The organism is Cetobacterium somerae (assembly GCF_022430525.1).
In the GTDB taxonomy this organism is placed as follows: domain Bacteria; phylum Fusobacteriota; class Fusobacteriia; order Fusobacteriales; family Fusobacteriaceae; genus Cetobacterium_A.
This window is the reverse complement of record NZ_CP092520.1, coordinates 22,362-43,027: the sequence shown is the minus strand read 5'-3', so window position 1 is coordinate 43,027 and position 20,666 is coordinate 22,362. Positions and strand designations below refer to the sequence as shown.

17 protein-coding genes are annotated in these 20,666 nt (G+C 30.8%); 10 read left to right on the top strand and 7 right to left on the bottom strand.

Annotation, left to right across the window (positions count from 1 at the left end; all coding sequences use genetic code 11):
- The 8 genes from rbsD to MKD34_RS09255 all read left to right on the top strand — a co-directional run bounded on the left by rbsD (position 1) and on the right by MKD34_RS09255 (position 8,575).
- Complete coding sequence (gene rbsD / locus MKD34_RS09290; protein WP_240220964.1) at positions 1 to 408, top strand: D-ribose pyranase; 408 nt, start codon at positions 1 to 3, stop codon at positions 406 to 408.
- Positions 409 to 1,899: a ribose ABC transporter ATP-binding protein RbsA gene (gene rbsA / locus MKD34_RS09285; RefSeq protein ID WP_240220962.1), complete on the top strand. Its 1,491-nt coding sequence runs from the start codon at positions 409 to 411 to the stop codon at positions 1,897 to 1,899.
- Between the two features lie 3 nt (positions 1,900 to 1,902).
- Positions 1,903 to 2,829 (top strand): ribose ABC transporter permease, encoded by a 927-nt coding sequence (gene rbsC, locus MKD34_RS09280; RefSeq protein WP_240220960.1) that lies wholly within the window; start codon positions 1,903 to 1,905, stop codon positions 2,827 to 2,829.
- Positions 2,830 to 2,852: 23 nt separating this feature from the next.
- Positions 2,853 to 3,731, top strand: a complete 879-nt coding sequence (gene rbsB / locus MKD34_RS09275) for a ribose ABC transporter substrate-binding protein RbsB (protein WP_407933867.1) — start codon at positions 2,853 to 2,855, stop codon at positions 3,729 to 3,731.
- Positions 3,732 to 3,857: 126 nt separating this feature from the next.
- On the top strand, positions 3,858 to 5,927 hold the full coding sequence (locus MKD34_RS09270; RefSeq protein WP_240220947.1) for a molybdopterin oxidoreductase family protein: 2,070 nt from the start codon (positions 3,858 to 3,860) through the stop codon (positions 5,925 to 5,927).
- A gap of 19 nt (positions 5,928 to 5,946) precedes the next feature.
- Complete coding sequence (locus MKD34_RS09265) at positions 5,947 to 6,354, top strand: 4Fe-4S dicluster domain-containing protein (protein ID WP_240220945.1); 408 nt, start codon at positions 5,947 to 5,949, stop codon at positions 6,352 to 6,354.
- Positions 6,354 to 7,616 carry an NAD(P)/FAD-dependent oxidoreductase gene (locus MKD34_RS09260; RefSeq protein ID WP_240220943.1) on the top strand — a complete coding sequence of 421 codons (1,263 nt, stop codon included), beginning with the start codon at positions 6,354 to 6,356 and terminating at the stop codon, positions 7,614 to 7,616. The genes MKD34_RS09265 and MKD34_RS09260 overlap by 1 nt, the downstream gene beginning before the upstream one ends.
- Before the next feature lie 17 nt (positions 7,617 to 7,633).
- Positions 7,634 to 8,575 (top strand): TDT family transporter, encoded by a 942-nt coding sequence (locus MKD34_RS09255; RefSeq protein WP_240220941.1) that lies wholly within the window; start codon positions 7,634 to 7,636, stop codon positions 8,573 to 8,575.
- Between the two features lie 53 nt (positions 8,576 to 8,628).
- Here MKD34_RS09255 and MKD34_RS09250 read toward each other — a convergent pair whose 3' ends face one another.
- From MKD34_RS09250 to MKD34_RS09235, 4 genes are all read right to left on the bottom strand, one after another.
- Positions 8,629 to 9,417: an endonuclease/exonuclease/phosphatase family protein gene (locus MKD34_RS09250; protein ID WP_240220939.1), complete on the bottom strand. Its 789-nt coding sequence runs from the start codon at positions 9,415 to 9,417 to the stop codon at positions 8,629 to 8,631.
- Positions 9,418 to 9,424: 7 nt separating this feature from the next.
- Complete coding sequence (locus tag MKD34_RS09245) at positions 9,425 to 11,062, bottom strand: PTS transporter subunit IIBC (protein WP_240220937.1); 1,638 nt, start codon at positions 11,060 to 11,062, stop codon at positions 9,425 to 9,427.
- Between the two features lie 22 nt (positions 11,063 to 11,084).
- Positions 11,085 to 12,734: a glycoside hydrolase family 13 protein gene (locus tag MKD34_RS09240; protein WP_240220935.1), complete on the bottom strand. Its 1,650-nt coding sequence runs from the start codon at positions 12,732 to 12,734 to the stop codon at positions 11,085 to 11,087.
- Between the two features lie 156 nt (positions 12,735 to 12,890).
- Positions 12,891 to 13,862 carry a LacI family DNA-binding transcriptional regulator gene (locus MKD34_RS09235; RefSeq protein ID WP_240220933.1) on the bottom strand — a complete coding sequence of 324 codons (972 nt, stop codon included), beginning with the start codon at positions 13,860 to 13,862 and terminating at the stop codon, positions 12,891 to 12,893.
- Between the two features lie 210 nt (positions 13,863 to 14,072).
- Between MKD34_RS09235 and MKD34_RS09230 the strand changes: the two genes are divergently transcribed.
- A complete protein-coding gene (locus tag MKD34_RS09230; protein WP_240220931.1) occupies positions 14,073 to 15,698 on the top strand; it encodes an alpha-glucoside-specific PTS transporter subunit IIBC in 1,626 nt (541 codons plus the stop codon).
- 11 nt (positions 15,699 to 15,709) lie between these two features.
- On the top strand, positions 15,710 to 17,035 hold the full coding sequence (locus MKD34_RS09225) for a 6-phospho-alpha-glucosidase (RefSeq protein WP_240220922.1): 1,326 nt from the start codon (positions 15,710 to 15,712) through the stop codon (positions 17,033 to 17,035).
- An 82-nt stretch (positions 17,036 to 17,117) separates the two neighbouring features.
- Here the strand turns inward: MKD34_RS09225 and MKD34_RS09220 are convergent, their stop codons facing one another.
- Genes MKD34_RS09220 through MKD34_RS09210 form a run of 3 tightly spaced genes read right to left on the bottom strand, consistent with a single transcriptional unit; the run spans position 17,118 to position 20,595 of the window.
- A complete protein-coding gene (locus tag MKD34_RS09220) occupies positions 17,118 to 18,152 on the bottom strand; it encodes a ribonucleotide-diphosphate reductase subunit beta (protein ID WP_240220920.1) in 1,035 nt (344 codons plus the stop codon).
- On the bottom strand, positions 18,145 to 20,391 hold the full coding sequence (locus tag MKD34_RS09215; RefSeq protein ID WP_240220918.1) for a ribonucleoside-diphosphate reductase subunit alpha: 2,247 nt from the start codon (positions 20,389 to 20,391) through the stop codon (positions 18,145 to 18,147). Before MKD34_RS09215 ends, MKD34_RS09220 begins: the two co-directional genes overlap by 8 nt.
- Entirely contained in the window at positions 20,392 to 20,595 is a 204-nt protein-coding gene (locus MKD34_RS09210; protein WP_040407611.1) for a glutaredoxin domain-containing protein, read from the bottom strand. It abuts the gene before it with no gap.
- Positions 20,596 to 20,666 lie beyond the last annotated feature (71 nt).

The window sequence follows — 20,666 nt, the reverse complement described above, 5'->3', positions numbered from 1 at the left end:
ATGAAAAAAGGAAAACTTTTAAATAGTGAACTTTCTTATGAGATTGCTAAAATAGGTCATACATCTCACATTACACTTTGTGATGCTGGCCTTCCATTCCCAAAAGGTGTAAAAAGAATAGATTTAGCTATTGAAGCTGGATACCCTAGTTTTATCAAAACTTTAGATGCTATTTTAAGTGAAATGATAGTTGAAGAGATTGTTCTAGCCTCTGAAATTAAAACTATTAACCCTAAAGTTTATAATGAAATTTTAGAAACTTTCGTAAAAAATGGAATGAATCCAAAAGTTGTTGAAGTTTCTCACACAGAGTTTAAAGAGATCACAAAAGAAAGTGAAGCAATTGTTAGAACTGGAGAATGTACTCCATATGCAAATATTATTTTAAAGTCAGGAGTAGTTTTCTAAATGAATAAAGAAATTGTTTTACAAATGAAAGATATCTGTAAATCTTTCCCAGGTGTTAAAGCACTAGATGGTGCTTGTTTAAATGCTTACAAAGGAAGAGTTATGGCTTTAATGGGAGAAAATGGTGCTGGAAAGTCAACACTTATGAAAATAATGACTGGTATCTATAGTAAAGATTCAGGGACTGTTTTCTATCATGGACATGAAGTTACTTTTAAAGGAACTAAAGATTCTCAAGAAGCTGGTATTGCTATTATTCACCAAGAGCTAAATTTAATTCAACACATGAGTATAACTGAGAATATATTTTTAGGAAGAGAACTTACAAATAATTTTGGAAAAATAGATTGGACTCTTATGCATAGAGAAGCTAGATCAATTTTAGATCTTCTTAATGTTGAAGACAGTGAAAAAACTTTAATAAAAGACTTAACAATCGGTAAAATGCAAATGGTTGAAATTGCTAAAGCTCTTTCACAAAACGCTAAACTAATTGTTATGGACGAACCTACAGATGCACTAACTGATAAGGAAACTGAAAGTCTTTTCAAAGTTATTAAAGAGCTTACATCAGAAGGAAAAAGTATCATATATATATCTCATAGATTAAAAGAGATTCCTGCTATTTGTGATGATATAACTGTTTTAAGAGATGGTAAATTTATCTCTGAAGCTGAAGTTAAAGATATTGATGAAAACTATATTATTGAAAAAATGGTTGGAAGAACTTTAAGTGAGCAGTTTCCTAATGTTTCTGTAACTCCTGGTGATGAAGTTTTAAGAGTTGAAAACCTTTGTGGTAAATATGTAAAAGATGCATCTTTTGCTTTAAAAAAAGGAGAAATTTTAGGTATTGCTGGTCTTATGGGAGCTGGAAGAAGTGAGCTTGTAAAAACTATATATGGATATTATAAAAAATCTTCTGGTAAAGTTTTTATAGAGGGACAAGATGTTTCTATTACTTCTCCTGAATCTGGTGTTAACCATGGAATTGCCTACGTTTCAGAAGACAGAAAAGGAGATGGGTTAGTATTAGGATTAAGTGTTAAAGAAAATATGACTCTATCATCTTTAAAATTCTTCTCAAGTAGATTAGGTTTAAATAAAAATGCTGAAAACAAATCTGTTGATGAATATATTGAAAAATTTGGAGTAAAAACTCCTTCACCTAATCAAATTATTAAAAACTTAAGTGGTGGAAACCAACAAAAAGTAGCTATTGCAAAAGCTCTTTTAACTAATCCTAAAATTCTGATTTTAGATGAGCCAACTAGAGGAGTAGATGTTGGTGCTAAAAAAGAGATCTACGATGTTATTAACGAGCTAAAGAAAAAAGGTCTTAGTATTATTATGATATCTTCTGAAATGCCAGAAGTAATGGGACTAAGTGATAGAATTATGGTTATCCATGAACACAAAATAAGTGGAACTCTATCTAAAGATGAGTTCACTCAAGAAAAAATAATGAGATATGCAGTAGGAGTTGAATAAATAATGTTAAAAAAAATATATAACAATAAGCCTCTAATCGGTTTAATTGTTTTCTCTATAATAGTTTCATTTTTAAACCCAAGGTTTTTATCAGTTAATAATATCTTAAACGTTTTAAGACAAACATCTATAAACTCAGTTATTGCAATTGGAATGACTTTAGTTATTTTAACTGGTGGAATCGATCTTTCTGTTGGTTCTATTTTAGCTTTAACTGGAGCTTTTGGAGCAAGTTTAATAGCTAATGGTGTAAATCCAATTTTAGCTATTGTTATAGCTGTTATTATTGGTGGACTTTTTGGAATTTTTAACGGTTTACTTATATCATATGCTAAACTTCAGCCATTTATAGTTACTTTAGTTACTATGACTCTTTTAAGGGGAGCCACTTTAGTTTTCACTGATGGTAAGCCAATCCCTGTGAGAGATGGTGGAGATTTCTTTGATAATATTGGTGGAGGTTATTTCTTTGATATTCCTATCCCAATATATATTATGATTGCTCTTTTCATAGCTGGATACTATATACTAAATAATATCAAATTTGGTAGATATATCTATGCTATTGGTGGAAATGAAGAAGCTACTAAACTTTCAGGAGTAAATACATCTAAATATAAAACTTTAGTTTATGGTGTTTGTGGAGCTCTTTCAGCTTTAGCTGGAGTTATTGTTACTTCTAGACTTGGTTCTGCTCAACCTACTGCTGGATCTGGGTATGAACTTGATGCCATTGCTGCAGTTGTTCTAGGTGGAACATCTCTTGCTGGTGGAGTTGGTACCATTGCAGGAACTGCTCTTGGAGCAATTATTATTGGTGTTTTAGGAAACGCTTTAAACCTTTTAAACGTATCATCTTACTATCAGATGATGGTTAAAGCTTTAGTAATTCTTATAGCTGTTTTAATTGATAAAAAATCTTCTAAATAAATTTTATGGGTGGTGTAATAATTATGAAAAACAAATTAAGATTTTTAGGACTTATGGTTCTTGCTTTAGGTATGGGGACAATTGCTGAAGCTGCTAAGGTAGGATTAGTTGTTTCTACACAAGACAATCCTTTCTTCGTTACTTTAAAAGAGGGAGCTGTTTCTAAAGCAAAAGAGATGGGGCACGAAATTGTTGTTTTAGACTCTCAAAATGATCCTTCTAAGGAGTTAGGAAATGTTGAAGATCTTCTTGTTAAAGGAATAGATGTTCTTTTAATAAATCCAACTGATTCTGATGCTGTTGTATCAGCTGTTAAAGCTGCTAACCGTAATAAAGTTCCAGTAATTACTTTAGATAGAGCGTCTAATGGTGGAAAAGTTGTTACTCACATCGCTTCTGATAACGTTGCTGGTGGAGAATTAGCTGGAAACTTCATAGTTGAAAAATTAAATGGAAAAAATAATAAAGTTGTAGAGTTAGAAGGAATCCCTGGTACAACTGCTGCTCGTGATAGAGGAGAAGGATTTAACAAGGCTGCTCAGAATAAATTAGATATAGTTGCAAAACAAGCTGCTGACTTTGACAGAACTAAAGGACTTAATGTTATGGAAAATATTTTACAAGCACAACCTGAAGTTAATGCTGTTTTTGCTCATAATGATGAGATGGCCCTTGGAGCTCTAAAAGCTATTGAAGCATCTGGAAAAACTGATTTTATAATCGTTGGTTTTGATGCCACTGAAGATGCAGTGAAAGCTGTTAAAGAGGGTAAACTTGCTGCAACTGTTGCTCAAAAACCAGCAGAGATTGGTGCTAAAGGAATTGAAGCGGCTGATAAAATTGTAAAAAAGGAAACAGTTCCACAGTTTATTCCTGTTGAACTAGAACTTATTACACAATAATTTTTAAACATTTTTAGAATTAATTTTAACCTTTTTTATAGTAGTGTGACTAAAGTCACACTACTATTTTTTATTAATAAGTATTATAATATGTATATAATACTTGTATACCAAGGAGGAGAGAATATGAATAAAATTCAAACAACTTGCAACTACTGTTCATTAGCATGTAACATGGATTTCTACGTTGAAGACAATAAAATTAAAAAAGTTATTCCCACTGAAAAATATCCTGTTAATAAAGGATTTAGTTGTATCAAAGGTTTAAATCTTGATAAACAACTTACATCAGCTGATTTTCCTAAAAACCCACTATTAAAAACTGAAAATGGAAGAGAGGAAATCTCTTGGGAGAGAGCTTATAGTTTTTTTAGCGATAAGTTAAAAGATATCGTTGAAAAGCACGGAAAAGAAAGCGTAGCCTGCATAAGTACTGGTCAATTAGCTTTAGAAGAGATGGCTTTAGTTGGTCATGTTTTTAGAAACTTTGTAGGTGGACAACTTGATGGAAATACTAGACTTTGTATGGCTACATCTGTTGTTGCACATAAACAAAGTTTTGGATTTGATGCGCCTCCTTATACACTAAATGATTTAGAACTTTCTGACACTATTATTTTTACTGGAGCTAACCCTGTAGTAGCTCACCCTATCATTTGGGATAGAGTACGTAAAAATAAAAATAAGAAAGTTATTGTTATTGATGTTAGATGCAGTGAAACAGCTCAAAATGCTGACTACTTCTTCTGTATAAAACCTAAAAGTGATATTATTTTATACTATACAATTGCTAACTATTTAATTGAAAATAACTGGATTGATAATAATTATATTGAAAAATATTCTGAAAATTTCGATGCCTTTAAAGAACATGTTTCAAAGTTCTCTATTGATGACATAGAAGAAAAAGTAGGAATAACTAAAGATGAATTTTTAACTTTAGTTAAACTTATTCATGAAGGAGATGCTGTTTCTTTCTGGTGGACTATGGGAATAAACCAAAGCTATCAAGCTGTTAGAACCGCTCAAGGTATAATTAACTTAGCTGTTATGACTGGAAATATGGGTAGACCTGGAACTGGAGCTAACTCTATAACAGGACAATGTAATGCTATGGGATCACGTCTTTTCAGTAATACAACTGGATTATATGGTGGTGGAGAGTACACTGATGAGGCTAAAAGAAAAATTGTTGGAGATGCTTTAGGATTAGATCCTGCTATTTTCCCAACAAAACCTACACTTCCTTACAATGTAATAATTGAAAAAATAGTTTCTGGTGAGATTAAAGCTCTATGGATTCTTTGTACAAACCCTAGACACTCTTGGACTAATAACACTCAATTCGCAGAAGCTATTGAGAAGTTGGACCTTTTTGTTGTACAAGATCTGTATCCAAATACAGATAGCTCTGAACTTGCTGATCTTTTCTTGCCAGTAGTTTCTGGAATAGAAAAAGAGGGAACACTTATCAATACAGAAAGAAGAATATCTAAATTGAATCCTGTTATTCCTAAGCCTGAAGGATCTTTTAGTGATTTTGAAGTTATATATAATGTAGGAAAAGCTTTAGGTATGGGAACACTTTTAGATGGATGGGAAACTCCTGAAGCAGTTTTCAATAAAATGGTTAAAGTTACAAAGGATACTCCTTGCGATATGACTGGAGTTAGCTATAAACTTTTAGAAAATGGATATGGTGTTCAGTGGCCATTTAGAGAGGGTGAAACTTTAGTTGATAACGAAAGAAGACTATTTGAAAATGGTGAATACTATACACCTAGTAAAAAGGTTAAATTTGTATTTGAAGATGTAGCAGAAAATCCTGTGCCTACAAATGAAACTTATCCTTACGTTCTAAATACAGGAAGAGGAACTGTTGGACAGTGGCATACTCAAACTAGAACGAAAGAGATCACGTATGTTAATGACTCAACTTCAGATAATTCATATATCTATATCTCTAAGACTCTTGGTGAAGAGTTAGGTATTGAATCACAAGATGAAGTTTTAGTTAAATCTATAAATGGTAGAAGTAGTAAATTCTTAGCATTAACTACTGATAATTTACCTCATGATGTTTTATACGCACCTATTCACTATATAGAAACAAATAATTTAACACTTTCTATATATGATCCATATTCTAAGGAGCCTTCATATAAATATGCTCCAGTTTCTATTGAAAAAATCTAAAGATAAAGGAGAGATTAAATTGAAAAGAATAAAAATAGATAGAAGTAAATGTATCGGTTGCTTAACTTGCGTTAGTGCCTGCTTAGTTTCTCACGATTCTGCTGACTCTAGAAATAGAGTTGTCTTAAGTAGTGATTTTAAATTTTCTCCAATCTTTTGTAGAAATTGTGATCTTCCTGAGTGTGTTTATACTTGTATGAGTGGAGCTATGAGAAAAGATTCTGAAACAGGATATGTTACTTACGATAAAAACAAATGTGCTAGTTGTTATATGTGTATTATGGCGTGCCCATATGGAACTTTAAAAGAGGATAAAGCAACTAAAAAAGAGATTATGAAATGTGATATGTGTAGTCATGATCCTAACGGACCACAATGTGTTGCTAAATGTCCTATGGCTGCAATTACTCTTGAGGAGGTAGAATAATGAAATATGTTATAATTGGAGCTTCTGCAGCTGGAATTAATGGAGCAGAAAACTTAAGATCTTTAGACAAAAATGCAGACATTACACTAATCTCTAAAGATACTGACATCTACTCAAGATGTATTCTTCATCACTATATTGGTGGAATGAGAGATGTCGATGGTATCAACTTTGTAGATAAAGATTTCTTTGAAAAAAACAATATAAACTGGATTAAAGGAAGAGAGGTTATCTCTTTAAATGAAAAGGAAAAAACTATCACTTTAGATAATAATGAAGTAGTTTCATACGATAAAGTTTTAATCGCTTCTGGATCTAGACCATTTTTCCCACCTATTGAGAATATAAATGGAAAAGAAAATGTTGTAGGATTAAAATCTTTAGATGACTGCAATAAAATTATAGAGATTTCTAAAAAAGCAAAAAATATCGTGGTCATTGGTGCTGGTTTAATTGGTATGGATGCAATTAGTGGACTAATTCATAATAAAAATGTTCATGCTAATCTATCTTTAATTGAGATGTCTGATAGATTATTACCATTACAACTTGATAAAGAAGCATCTATAACTTATGAAAAAAAATTAGTTGAGCATGGTGTAAAATTATTCTTTGACTCAAAAGTTACAAAATTAAATGTAAATCCAAATAACCCTAATTTAATTAACTCTTTAAGTTTAATAGATGATGGTAGAGATGTTGAACTTTTAGCTGATTTAGTTATTGTTTGTGCTGGAGTAAAGCCAAATGTGGAGTTTTTAGAAAATACATCAATAGAATACAATAAAGTTGGTCTTCTTTTTAATGAAAAAGGTGAAACTAATGTTAAGGATGTATATGGAGCTGGAGATATTAGTGGCAATGGTACTATCTGGTCTGTTGCAGTAAAAGAGGGAATAGCTGCTACTTCAAATATGGCAGGAAAAACTAGAGTTATGGATGATTTTTTCTTTGCTAAGTCAACTATGAACTTCTTTGATATTCCAACTTTATCTTTAGGTTGCTTACATATTTACGAAAAAACAGAGGGAATGATTATTGATTCTCTTAGAGAAAGAGATGGTGTCTACAAAAAAATTGCTCATAAAAATGGAAAAATTTATGGAGCTATTATTCAAGGAGACCTTTCGTACACAGGTGTTTTAACACAATTAATCAGACTTAATATTGATATCTCAAAAATTAAAAAATCAATTTTTAAAATTGATTACTCTGATTTCTTCAATATAAATTCTGAACTTGAATTTGAGTATAAAAAATAAAATATAAGGAGATTATAATGATTAAAGAGACAATTGATAGGTTAGAGCGTTTCCCTGTTGGGGCTATTGCTACAACTGTTGGGGCGTGCACTCTTGCCAATGCCTTTTTATTACTAAATTTTACTTACCTTAGAAATATCTTCATGATTATTGGTATTGTAGTATTTATTTTAGCAACTATAAAGATTTTTAGACATAAAGAGGCCTTTCTAGCGGAATATAGTAACACTATTCCTGCTAGTTTATACGGTACTTACTCTATGTTAGCTATGATTATTGGAGCATTTTTGCTTCCATACAGTCCTTTTTTAGGAAAAAATCTTTGGCTTTTCGGTGTATTTTTCCATGCTTTTGCTATTTGTATTTTCACTTATAGAAATGTTATTAAAAACTTTAACATTGATACCTTTGTTCCAAGTTGGTTTGTAACTTATAATGGAATCATGGTTTCTATTGTTGTAGGTGGAGCTATGGATGAGCCTGTTATTTCTAAATGGGTTTTAGTTTATGGAGTGTTGGTATTCTTCACAATAATTCCATTTATGATTAGAAGATTAATTATAAAACCTTTACCTGATATGGTTTATCATACAAAAGCTATACTATTAGCACCATCAAGCCTTTGTGCTATTGGTTACTTAAATGTAGTTAAAGAACCTAATATGTATATTGCATTCTTCCTATATGGAATTGTTTTTGTAACACTTATTTCAATACTATTAAGTATTCCTAAATTCTTTAGCTTTAACTTCCACCCTGGTTTTGCGGGAACTACCTTCCCTATGGCAGTTGGAACTGTAGCATCTTTTAGAATGAGTGCTTACTTAACTAGTATAAATCTACCTGAGTATTCTAACATTGTTAGAAATATTGCTGGTATTCAACTTTATGTTACAACAGGAATTATAGTATTTGTTTTCTATAACTTCTTAAAAAAAGTTAAACCTACTGCTAAATAGAAAAGTAAATAGAAAAAGGATTGAGCTACTTCTTTAGCTCAATCCTTTTATTTTTATATCTCTATCGCTACCCCAAAGTGATCTGATATAATCTCTTTATTTTTTCCATTAAAAATAACCTCGCTAGATTTTATTTCACTCTCGCTATTTGTAAAAATAAAATCTATTCTTTTAGGATTACTACACTTCCCCTCCCAACCAGCAATAACACCTGGTACAGTTATTCCATCATCTTTTTTTACAGCTTCTAAATATGTATCTTTAACTCCTTTTGTCAATAAATAGTCGTATCCCTCTCCTCTAATATTAGCATCATTATTAAAATCTCCCATTAAAAAGTATATATTTCCTCTTTTATTAGCAAACTCTATTAATTCATCTAACTGTTCTTCAAAAGGATTATCGCTATCTTTCCACCACCCCATGTGACAACTATAAAAATCTATTACAACATCTCCAACTAATTTAGATATCATTGTAAATTTTCTTGTTTTCCAAAAGTTTGTATCTTTAGTTTTTCCTATAAACTTTCCTAAACTTTCTTTTAACTCCCCTTTAAAAAGAATCCCAGTTCCTTCATGAAAAACATCGTATCCTACATGATGATAATCCCAACGGTAGCTATACTCAACCCCTAATTTTTTTAGCTCCTTGCACAAAATATCTATAAAGTTTCCCTCTCTTATATCATCATATAAAATCTTGTCTTCTATTAATTGATTTACCTCTTGTAAAGCAACTACCTCATAATTCTCTTCAAATATTACCTTAGCTAGATACTTCATTTTCTCCAATTGGTCTTTCTCTTGCCAAGAGTGACAGTTTAGTGTTAATAGTTTCATTTAAAATTTATCTCCCTAATATATCAATTATTTTACATTTTAGTATATCTGCTTTTGGTCCATATATGGCTTGAACTCCACAGTCTTTTATTATTAGTCCTATAGAACCAGTTTTTTTCCACATATTTTTATCTCCTACTACATCTGCATCTTTTACAGTAACTCTAAGTCTTGTCATACATGCATCTACATCAACTATATTTTCACTTCCACCAAGAAGCTCAATTATTCTAACTGGAATCTCTTCTTGTTTACCATTTGTTTTTACTTTTTCCTCACTACTATCTTCCTCTTCATCAATATAATTTCCTCTTCTTCCTGGAGTTGGCAAATCATATTTTTTTATAATTAAATTAAATAACCAGTAGTTTGCAAAGAAAAATCCTCCACTTACTATTACAAAGTTTATTAAATCTTTATATAATCCAGCTTTCATCATTAAAGGTATACGAGAAAGTAGTTCTAAGAATCCAAAAGAGTGAACTCTTAAAGATATTATATCTACTAAAGCAAAAGCAAGTCCTGTTAAAATTGCATAAGCTACATATAAAACTGGTGCCACAAACATAAACATAAACTCAATTGGTTCTGTTACTCCTGTTAAGAATACAGCTAGCATCGATGATATAAATATTGTTTTGTATTGTGTTTTTTTATCACTATCAACATTATTTAGCATCGCTAATCCGATTCCTAAAAGTGAAGCTGTTGATAATATCACTTGACCAGCTTTAAATCTAGCTGGAACAACTGTATCTAAAAGATTTTTATATCCCGTCATATCTCCTGCTGCTTTTAAGTTATTTAAATCAGTTATCCAAGCTAACCAAATTGGATCTTGACCAGCGATTGTACTTCCTACTGCAGTTCCTGTTAAAACTTGGTATGTTCCACCTAGCTCTGTATAATTCATAGGAATTGTTAGCATATGATGTAATCCAAATGGTAATAATAATCTTTCTAAAGCTCCATATATAAATGGTGCTATTACTGGTGCTGTATTTCTAGAAGTTGCAATCCATTCACCAAAGCTATTTAATCCCCACTGAACAAAAGGCCAGATTAAAGATAAAACAGTAGCCATAACAAATGATCCAAATATTACTACAAATGGTACAAATCTTTTTCCATTAAAAAACGCTAAAGACTTTGGTAGTTTATCAAAATTTTGGTATTTATTAAACAGTACTGCTCCTAAAAATCCTGAAAGTATTCCTACGAAAACTCCCATATTTAAAGCTGGAGCTCCCATAATCATCGTAAAATAATTTTTTACTAATAGTTCTTGTCCTGTTAACGATGTAATAACCGCTTCTGGATTATTTAACATCGCTCCATTTATTCCAAATATAGCCCCCGTTATTCTATTTGTTAGTATAAAAGCTATTACTCCTGCAAAAGCTCCACCAGCTTTTTCTTTTGCCCACGAACCACCAATTGCCGCTGCAAAAAGTATATTTAGATTTACAATTACTCCCCATCCCATATCCTCTATAATTCTTCCAACCATAGATAATCCACTTGTTCCAAGAAGTTTACCAATAGAAACCATAAGTCCTGCTGCAGGCATTACTGCTATTACAACAATTAAAGCTTTTCCTAATTTTTGCCAAAAATCAAATGATATTAAACTTTTCTTTTTCATTTTAACGTCTCCCCTATATATATTAAATTTTATATACTACACTTTCAAACGGTCTAACTATAAACTCTTTTAAATCCTTTTCTATAATTTTATAATTTGATAGTACTATATCCTCATTTTTTATATTAAATTCTGATAGGTTTAATTTTTTTTCATTTTCACTTAGGTTAGATAATATAAGATATCTTTCATTATCTAACTCTCTTAAGTAAGCAAATATATGTTTGTCATCCTCTAAAACTAATTTAAACTCTCCATGAATTAAAGTTTTACTACTTTTCTTTAAAGATATCAATTTTTTATAGTGATTATATATTGAATTTTCATCTTTTATTTGATTTTGTACATTTATATTTTTGTAATTACTATTTACTTTTAACCACGGGTTTCCTGTTGTAAATCCAGCATTTAAACTATCATCCCATTGCATAGGAGTTCTAGCATTATCTCTAGATGTATTTGATAAAATTTCTAAAACTATCTTCTCACACATTCCTGCTTCTAACTTCTCTTTTCCCTCATTCACACTTTTCACATCTTGAAACTCTGAAAGAGAATTAAATACTGTATTTGTCATTCCAATCTCTTGTCCTTGATAGATGAATGGAGTTCCTTTTTGTAAAAAATATGTTGTTGCAAAAGATTTTGCTGATTCTAACCAGTATTCTCCATCATTTCCCCATGTTGATGTACTTCTTGGAATATCATGATTTTCAATAAAAAGAGCATTCCATCCTTTATTTTCTAAAGCTACTTGCCACTTATTTAAAACATCTTTATAGGCTTTTGGACAAAACTCAGTGTCTCCTTCATAATCCCATAACTTTAGATGTTCAAATTGAAATATCATATTGAATTTTCCATTTTCACTTCCAACCCATTCATCAGCGTTTTCAGCATCTACCCCATTAGCTTCTCCAACAGTTACTATATCATATTTTGCGAAAGTTTCTTCTTTTAATTCTTTTAGATATTTTTGAATTCCATCTATATTCATATGCATATCAAAAGAATCTACATATTTTTTTCCATCAGGATTTGGCATATCAGGGAATCCATCAACTTTTTTAATATGGCTTATAGCATCAACTCTAAATCCATCAATTCCTTTATCTAACCACCAATTCATCATATTATAAATCTCTCTTCTCATCTCTTCATTTTCCCAATTTAAATCAGGTTGTTTTTTAGAAAAAAGATGTAAGTAGTATTCATCTGTTTTTTCACACTTTTCCCAAGCTGATCCTTTGAAAATACTTTCCCAGTTATTTGGTTCTTCGTTATCTTTTCCCTCTCTCCAAATATACCAATCTCTCTTAGGACTATCTTTTGACTCTCTTGCTTCAATAAACCATGGATGCTCATCACTTGTGTGATTTATTACAAGATCTATTATTAGCTTCATTCCTCTTTTATGAGTTTCTGATAAAAGATTGTCAAAATCTTCCATAGTTCCAAACTCTTCTAAAATATCTCTATAATCACTTATATCATAACCATTATCATCATTTGGACTTTTAAAAAATGGTGAAACCCAAATAAGATCTATTCCTAAATCTTTTAAATAATCTAACTTTTCTATTATCCCTTTTAAGTCTCCTATCCCATCTCCATTAGAATCTTTAAAACTTCTCGGATAAATCTGATATCCTATTAACTCTTTCCACCACATTTTAATCTCTCCTTAATATATCTTTAGAATATTAACATTTTTGCATTTTGTGCAAACGTTTGCTCTTTTTTGTGTATTGTAGCATCTAATTTCAAATTTGTCTATATATAATACAAAAAAGTTGTAAAAAAGTTACTACAACCTTTTTTACAACTTTTAATTTAATTCTATATCTACTATTTTATTACAACTCTCTAATTTATCTTGAATACAATTAACTAAAAGGTCCACTGCTTCCATTCCTAATTTTTCAGGTTTTATATCAAGAAGAAAAATTTTATCTTTCCAGATTTCTTTTATATTTGCTTTATTAAAACTTCCTATATTTGCATTCTCTATACCATTTTTTTCTAAATATTCTAAAAATCCTTTTAAAAGATTATCATCTGAAATTATAAAATTCTCACATTTTTGTTCTGAAAATATTTTTTCTGCTAATCTATATCCCTCTCCTCTTGAAAAATCTTTTCCCAAATACATAGAGTAATCTAATTTTAACTCTTTACATGCTTTTTCAAAACCAGCCACTCTATTTATTGTAACTGTTAAATTTTTATCTCCACCTACAAAAATTATTTTTTTAGCATTTTTATGAATAATTTTTTTTACCATATCATATGTTGCTTTTAAATTATTATTATCTACCCACAAAACACCATCTTTTTCCTCAGGCTCACCTATTATAACAAAAGGAAATTTTGTTTCTTTTAAATATTGAATACTTTTATCGTTTTTACGTGTTGACATAAGACAAATTCCATCAACTAGGCCACTTTCAACTAACTTTTTTGTTCCTTCATACTCCTCTTTCTCATTTTTACAAAAGTCATACATAATATAGTAATCTCTCTCTTTTCCTTTTAAGCTAATCCCTTGCATAACCTCTATAAAGAATGGACTGCTAAAAAGTGTTGCTGTTTCCTTTGGCATTATAATACCTAAAATTCCTGTTTTTCTTTTTACTAACCCTCTTGCCATTATATTTGGTTTATAATTTAATCTTTCAATCGCCTCTCTCACTCTCAATTTTGTAGCTTCACTTATTTTGGGATTATTAGATATTACTCTTGAAACTGTAGATACAGAAACCCCTGCATCCTCTGCAATCTCTTTTATTGTTATCTTCACAGATTTTTCCTCTCCCTTATCTCTTATTTTTTACATTATATCTAAATTCTCTATATTTACAAAACATTTTCTATATTTTTATTCTTTTGACGTAACATGTTACGTTTATAGTAATGTGTGTTTTTAAGATTCAAAGTATTGATTTAGAACTTTTTCTATTGTATACTTCGAATAACAGAGGATCCTAGAAAAAAATTGGGAGGTAACAAGATGTTAAAATTCTTTCAAAGACTTGGTGGAGCACTTTTTGCACCAGTACTACTTTTTCCTTTTGCAGGATTAACAGTAGCTCTTACAATTATTTTAAAAAATCCAGATTTCGTAGGTTCTTTGGCGAATCCAGATGGATTATTCTACAAACTTGTTTATATTATTGAAGAGGGAGGATGGACTGTATTTAGACAACTTCCACTTATATTTGCTGTTGGACTTCCAATAGGATTAGCAAAAAAAGCTCATCCTCGTGCATGTCTATCTGTATTAGTTACATATTTAACTTTTAACTATTTTATTAATGCCATTTTAACTTTTTGGGGGCCAAGTTTTGGAGTAGATTTTACTCAAAACATTGGGGGAGTTAGTGGGTTAACTACAATAGCTGGAATTAAAACTTTAGACACAAGTATTGTTGGAGCAATTGCAATATCAGGCCTTACTATATATATACATAATAGATTCTTTGATACAAAACTTCCTGACTTTTTAGGAATATTTCAAGGAAGTGCACTTGTTGGAATGATTGCTTTCTTAGCTATGATTCCCGCTGCATACGTAACATGTTTGGTATGGCCTAAAGTACAGATGGGTATCTCATCTTTACAAACATTAATGATTTCTTCTGGAACTTTTGGGGTTTGGTTATACACTTTACTTGAAAGAATTCTAATTCCTACTGGGCTTCATCATTTTGTTTATGGCCCTTTCATCTTTGGACCTGCAGTTGTTGACAATGGAATCCAAGTTTTCTGGGCACAAAATCTTTCTAACTTTGCTAACTCAACTTTACCTTTAAAAGAGCTTTTCCCCCAAGGTGGATTTGCACTACATGGTAATAGTAAAATATTTGGAGCAATCGGTATAGCACTAGCTATCTATAAAACTGCTCGACCTGAAAAGAAAAAAATAGTTTCTGGACTTTTAATTCCAGCTGCTCTTACAGCAGTTTTAGTGGGAATTACTGAACCTTTAGAATTTACATTCCTGTTTATTGCACCATTTCTATTTGCTATCCATGCGGTTTTAGCTGCTTCTATGGCTGCAGTTATGTATGCTTTTGGAGTTGTTGGAAATATGGGATCTGGACTTATAGAGATTGCTGCTATTAACTGGATACCACTTTTTAAAAATCACACTGGTGTTATGATTGCACAAATTGGTGTTGGAATGGCTTTTATTCCTATATACTACTTTGTTTTTAAATACTGTATCGAAAAATTCAAATTAAAAACTCCTGGTAGAGAGGATGAGGATGAAGAGGTAAAACTTTATACTAAAGAGGACTTTAAAAATAAAAAAGATGCAAAAAATGGAAATGTTGTTGTTGAAAACGCATATTTTGATCAAGCTTATACTTTCTTACAAGGCCTAGGAGGAGCTCAAAATATTGAAACTGTTAATAACTGTGCCACTCGACTTAGAGTTACTGTTTTTGATGAAATATTAGTTAAAGGTGACTCTATATTTAAAGGAGCTGGAGCTCATGGTGTTGTTAGAAAAGGTAATGCTCTTCAGATTATTGTAGGACTATCTGTTCCACAAGTTAGGGACTGCTTCGAAGATTTAATGAATAAAGATTTAGAAAATATAGATTCAGAAAAAAATTTAATTAACGCATAGGAGGATTTATTATGAAAAAGTTTTCGATTTTAATTGCTGGTGGAGGAAGTACATTTACTCCTGGAATAATTTTAATGCTGTTGGACAATCTTGAAAAATTCCCAATTAGACAGATTAAAATGTATGATAATGATGCCAAAAGACAGGCCAAAATAGGAGATGCTTGTGCTATTCTTTTAAAAGAAAGAGCTCCTGAAATAGAGTTTAGCTACAGTACAAAACCAGAAGAAGCTTTCACTGATATAGATTTTGTTATGGCTCATATTAGAGTTGGAAAATATCCAATGAGAGAGTTAGATGAAAAAATACCATTAAAACATGGCGTAGTTGGACAAGAAACTTGTGGTCCTGGAGGAGTTGCTTATGGTATGAGATCAATTGGAGGAGTTATTGAGTTAATTGACCATATGGAAAAATACTCTCCTAATGCTTGGATGCTAAATTATTCTAATCCTGCTGCTATAGTTGCTGAGGCTACTAGAAGATTAAAGCCAAATTCTAAAGTTTTAAATATTTGTGATATGCCTATTGGAATTGAAGTTAGAATGGCTGAAATTTTAGGTTTAGATTCTAGAAAAGATATGGATATTATGTACTACGGGTTAAACCACTTTGGTTGGTGGAAATCTATAAAAGATAAAGCTGGAAATGATTTAATGCCTGCCTTAAAAGAACATGTAGCTAAATATGGGTATGTGGAGAAAAAAGGTGATAGCCAACATACAGATGCTAGCTGGTGTGATACATTTGCCAAAGCAAAAGATGTATTTGCTGTAGATCCTACAACTTTACCTAATACATATTTAAAATACTATCTATTCCCTGATTATGTTGTTGAACATTCAAATAAAGAGTATACAAGAGCTAATGAAGTTATGGATGGAAGAGAGAAATTTGTTTTTGGTGAATGTGATAAAATTGTAAAAAATAAAACTTCAAATAATACAGAACTTCATATCGATGAGCATGCTTCTTACATAGTTGACCTTGCTAGAGCTATCGCTTTTAATACAAAAGAGAAGATGCTTTTAATCGTTGAAAATAATGGTGCTATAGTTAACTTTGATCCTACTGCTATGGTTGAAATCCCTTGTATTGTTGGAAATGCTGGCCCTGAGCCATTAGTTGTTGGAGCAATTCCACAATTCCAAAAAGGGCTTATGGAACAGCAAGTTTCTGTTGAGAAGCTAACTGTTGAAGCTTGGATAGAAGGGTCTTATCAAAAGTTATGGCAAGCTCTTACTATGTCTAAAACAGTTCCAAGTGCATCTGTTGCAAAAGCTATTTTAGATGATTTAATCGAAGCTAATAAAGGATATTGGCCTATATTAAAATAATAGATTGATTTTAACTAAAAAATAGGAAATAAAAAAAATGGTAGAAAATTATTTTTTCTACCGTTTTTTATTTATATTACTTTTAAAATTCGTCCCATCCCTCTACAGATGAACTCATATTATAACTAGTAACTGTTCCTTCGAAGAAGTTAGCTTTTACGTTTCCTTCTCCCTCTGTATCAGCAAATTTTTCTAAATGTCTATAAGGATTTTTTTCATATCCTTCATAGATTGGGTTTAGTCCTATAGCTTTTAATCTCTCATTAGCTAACCACTTTGTATATCTCTCTGTTGTATCCTCTGTTATACCTAATATTCCATTTCCTATTATATGATTTGTCCAACTAATCTCTTGCTCCACAGCTTTTTTAAACATATCATATATTAATTCATCATTAAAGAAATCTTTATTTTCGTTTTTAATCTCTCTTATTAACTGCTGGAATATAACTACATGTGAAAGCTCATCTCTATTAATAAGCTTTATTATATCAGAAGTTCCCATCATTCTATTTCTACTTGCTAAAAGATAGAAGAAGTTAAATCCATTGTAGAAATATATAGCTTCTAAAAGATAGTCAGCTATTATAACTCTTGCAAAGTTTTCATCACTAGGATTTTCTAAGAAACTTTGATATATTTTTGCTATATAGCTATTTCTTTCAAATAGAACTTTATCCTCTCTCCATTTATCATATATCGAGTTTCTAATCTCCTTTGGTAGAATAGATTCAATTATATACTGGTATGACTGAGAGTGAATAGCTTCTTGGAAAGTCTGTATTGATAAAATCAAGTTTATCTCTGGAGCAGTTATATAATCTGAAACATTTGGAATATTATTTGTTTGAATACTATCTAAAAATATTAGAAATGAAAGTATTCCATCATAAGCTTCCTTCTCTTCATCAGTTAAATTTTTATAATCATTTTTATCTTGAGTTAAATCTATTTTTTCTGGAATCCAAAAGTTCCCCATCATTGTTCTATAAAGATGATTTGCCCATTGATATTTAACATTATTCAAATTAAATATATTTGTACTATCTCCCTTTATCACTTTTCTTTCTGATAAAGAATCATCTCCTAGAGGATTAAAAAGTTTTTTTCTATCCACTGCAGCTTTCACACTCCTCTTTTTCATTTATTATATTTGTATTTCTTTGAATTGTTCTTATATAATAAACTGATTTACATCCCTCTTTCCATGCTGTCATGAAAGTATCATATATATCTTTAGCTTTAATATCTTTATTTAAATCAAAGATAAGCTCCATAGAAACTCCTTGAGTTATCCATTTTCCTATTCTACTCATTATTTTTACATATGTTTGAGGATTTACATTTTTAAACTCTGGATAGAACCAAGCTCTATCTTTAAGATGTTTAACAACTCTTGGAACAGCTCCCTTTTGATTCTTTTCTATATAGAATCTAGAGAACGTAGGGTTTACAGATGCTGTCGATCCCATAAGTAAAGATGTTGATGTATTTGGTGCAACTGCTGTTAACTCACCATTTCTTAATCCATACATCTTAACTAAATTGAATACCTCTTCCCACTCTTTTCCAAACTTTGAATTTTCCATATACCAATCTTTATTTTTTTGGAAAAATATTCCTTGATCCCATAAAGAACCTTTAAACATTGGATACGTTCCTCTCTCTTTTGCTAAAAGAGCTGAAGATTTTATACTATACATAGCTATCTCTTGGAATAGCTCATCTATCTCTTCTAATGATTCATCATATATCATAAACTCTCTTGCTAAATAATCTGCAAGTCCCATAGCTCCAACACCAATTGTTCTATAGGCTAAATTATGTTTATCTGATTCTTTTATAGGAGTTCTTGTTAAATCAATCGTGTTATCAAGAATTCTAACAGATATATCTACAATATTTTCTAATTCATCTCTTTCTAACTCCGCTAAGTTCATAGAAACTAAGTTACAAGTATGAACCTCACCTAATTTAGTCTTTCTAACTCCATTCTCTCCAACAGTTTCCTCTTTAAAATTTACACTTGGTGAGAAATTAGAGAAACTCTCCATACATAGATTTCCATTTCCTATCATTCCCACATGGCTATTGTGGTTCATTAGGTTTGCTCTATCCTTAAAGAAAATATAAGGCATTCCAGTTTCTATTTGAACTTTCATAATCTCTTTAAATAACTCTCTAGCCTTTATAACTTTTCTTAATTGTAAGTTTTCATCCTTTTCTATAGTTAAATATAACTCTTCAAATTTCTCTCCATAAACTTCACATAGTTCAACACCATATTTTTTTCTGATTTCATATGGATCAACTAAAGTCCACGGTAAGTCCTCTTCTACTCTTTTCATAAAAAGATCTGAAAGAACAACTTGAGGATAGATATCATATGCCTTTCCTCTTTGATCTCCATTTTCTGTTTGAAGTTCTAAGAATGTTTCAATATCTAGATGCCATGAATCTAAAGCTACTGTTACCGCTCCAGCTCTTCTTCCCTGTTGATTTACAGCTACTGCTGTGTCATTTACAATTTTTATCCAAGGAACAACTCCTCCACTAGCATTATAATATCCATTTACCATAGAGTTCTTTGCTCTTATTCTAGAAATATTTAATCCTACTCCTCCACCATTTTTACTAATTTTTGCAACTGTATCCACGTTGTAGAAAATAGATTCTATATTATCATCCATAGCTGTTATGAAGCATGATGATAGATTTCCATTTGGTACTCTTAAATTAGCTAAAATTGGAGTAGCTAGAGATATTTTTTTTAGTGATAATGCTTCGTAAAATCTTTTTGCCACAGAAACTTTATCTTCTTCATTTATAGCTAAAAGCATAGCTATACACATAAATACCTCTTGAGGTAACTCATAAATTTTACCATCATACTTTAGCAAATATCTATTTACAAACATATTTGCTCCTGCATAGTCATACATCATATCTCTAGAGATATCCATAGTTGCCTCTAACTCTTCAATCTCTTCTACAGTATAATCTAAAAGTCTATTATCATAAATTCCAATCTCTACTAAAGTTTTTATACTTTTATAAAACTCACCATAAGAGAAACCTCTTTTATGAAAAACCTCTCTTTCTGTTTCCATCATTAAAAGTCTTCCTGCAACATATGTCCAGTCACTCTCTTCAAAACTTGTCATAGAAACAGCTTGGTTTATTAAAGATTCTTGAATTTTTTTTGTTGTTATATTCTCTGCATATATTGATTCTATATGACTTTCTAACTCAACCATATTAACTTCTAAGTTATCACAAGCTCTTAAAAGTTTCTCTCTTATTTTTGTTATATCTAAATTTTCTCTTATTCCAGCTCTATTTATAACCTGTCTCATTTATAAAACCTCTAAGAAGCTTTCCATAGAATAGTATTTTCCATCTTTTTCAACAACAGGTGCACTCATAATTCTAGCCTTACTTGCTACGATCATAAGCGTTTTTAAATCCTGAGTATACTCATATTCAAGACCTTTATCATCTAAAATTTTCTTTAAAGTCTCACATTTGCTACAATCTTCTTTTCCAAATACCTTTATCATCCTACGCCTCCCAAACACAATATCTTGTGTAGTTCTACTTTTATTTTCACTATATCTAGTATTATTACATA

What these genes read in the sequence shown, in the direction of transcription:
- MKD34_RS09225 (WP_240220922.1), top strand. Translation starts at nt 15,710, where the DNA reads ATGAAAAAGTTTTCGATTTTAATTGCTGGTGGAGGAAGTACATTTACT.
- MKD34_RS09240 (WP_240220935.1), bottom strand. Translation starts at nt 12,734, where the DNA reads ATGTGGTGGAAAGAGTTAATAGGATATCAGATTTATCCGAGAAGTTTT.
- MKD34_RS09260 (WP_240220943.1), top strand. Translation starts at nt 6,354, where the DNA reads ATGAAATATGTTATAATTGGAGCTTCTGCAGCTGGAATTAATGGAGCA.
- MKD34_RS09215 (WP_240220918.1), bottom strand. Translation starts at nt 20,391, where the DNA reads ATGAGACAGGTTATAAATAGAGCTGGAATAAGAGAAAATTTAGATATA.
- MKD34_RS09270 (WP_240220947.1), top strand. Translation starts at nt 3,858, where the DNA reads ATGAATAAAATTCAAACAACTTGCAACTACTGTTCATTAGCATGTAAC.
- MKD34_RS09250 (WP_240220939.1), bottom strand. Translation starts at nt 9,417, where the DNA reads ATGAAACTATTAACACTAAACTGTCACTCTTGGCAAGAGAAAGACCAA.
- MKD34_RS09255 (WP_240220941.1), top strand. Translation starts at nt 7,634, where the DNA reads ATGATTAAAGAGACAATTGATAGGTTAGAGCGTTTCCCTGTTGGGGCT.
- rbsB (WP_407933867.1), top strand. Translation starts at nt 2,853, where the DNA reads ATGAAAAACAAATTAAGATTTTTAGGACTTATGGTTCTTGCTTTAGGT.
- rbsC (WP_240220960.1), top strand. Translation starts at nt 1,903, where the DNA reads ATGTTAAAAAAAATATATAACAATAAGCCTCTAATCGGTTTAATTGTT.
- rbsA (WP_240220962.1), top strand. Translation starts at nt 409, where the DNA reads ATGAATAAAGAAATTGTTTTACAAATGAAAGATATCTGTAAATCTTTC.
- MKD34_RS09210 (WP_040407611.1), bottom strand. Translation starts at nt 20,595, where the DNA reads ATGATAAAGGTATTTGGAAAAGAAGATTGTAGCAAATGTGAGACTTTA.
- MKD34_RS09245 (WP_240220937.1), bottom strand. Translation starts at nt 11,062, where the DNA reads ATGAAAAAGAAAAGTTTAATATCATTTGATTTTTGGCAAAAATTAGGA.
- rbsD (WP_240220964.1), top strand. Translation starts at nt 1, where the DNA reads ATGAAAAAAGGAAAACTTTTAAATAGTGAACTTTCTTATGAGATTGCT.
- MKD34_RS09230 (WP_240220931.1), top strand. Translation starts at nt 14,073, where the DNA reads ATGTTAAAATTCTTTCAAAGACTTGGTGGAGCACTTTTTGCACCAGTA.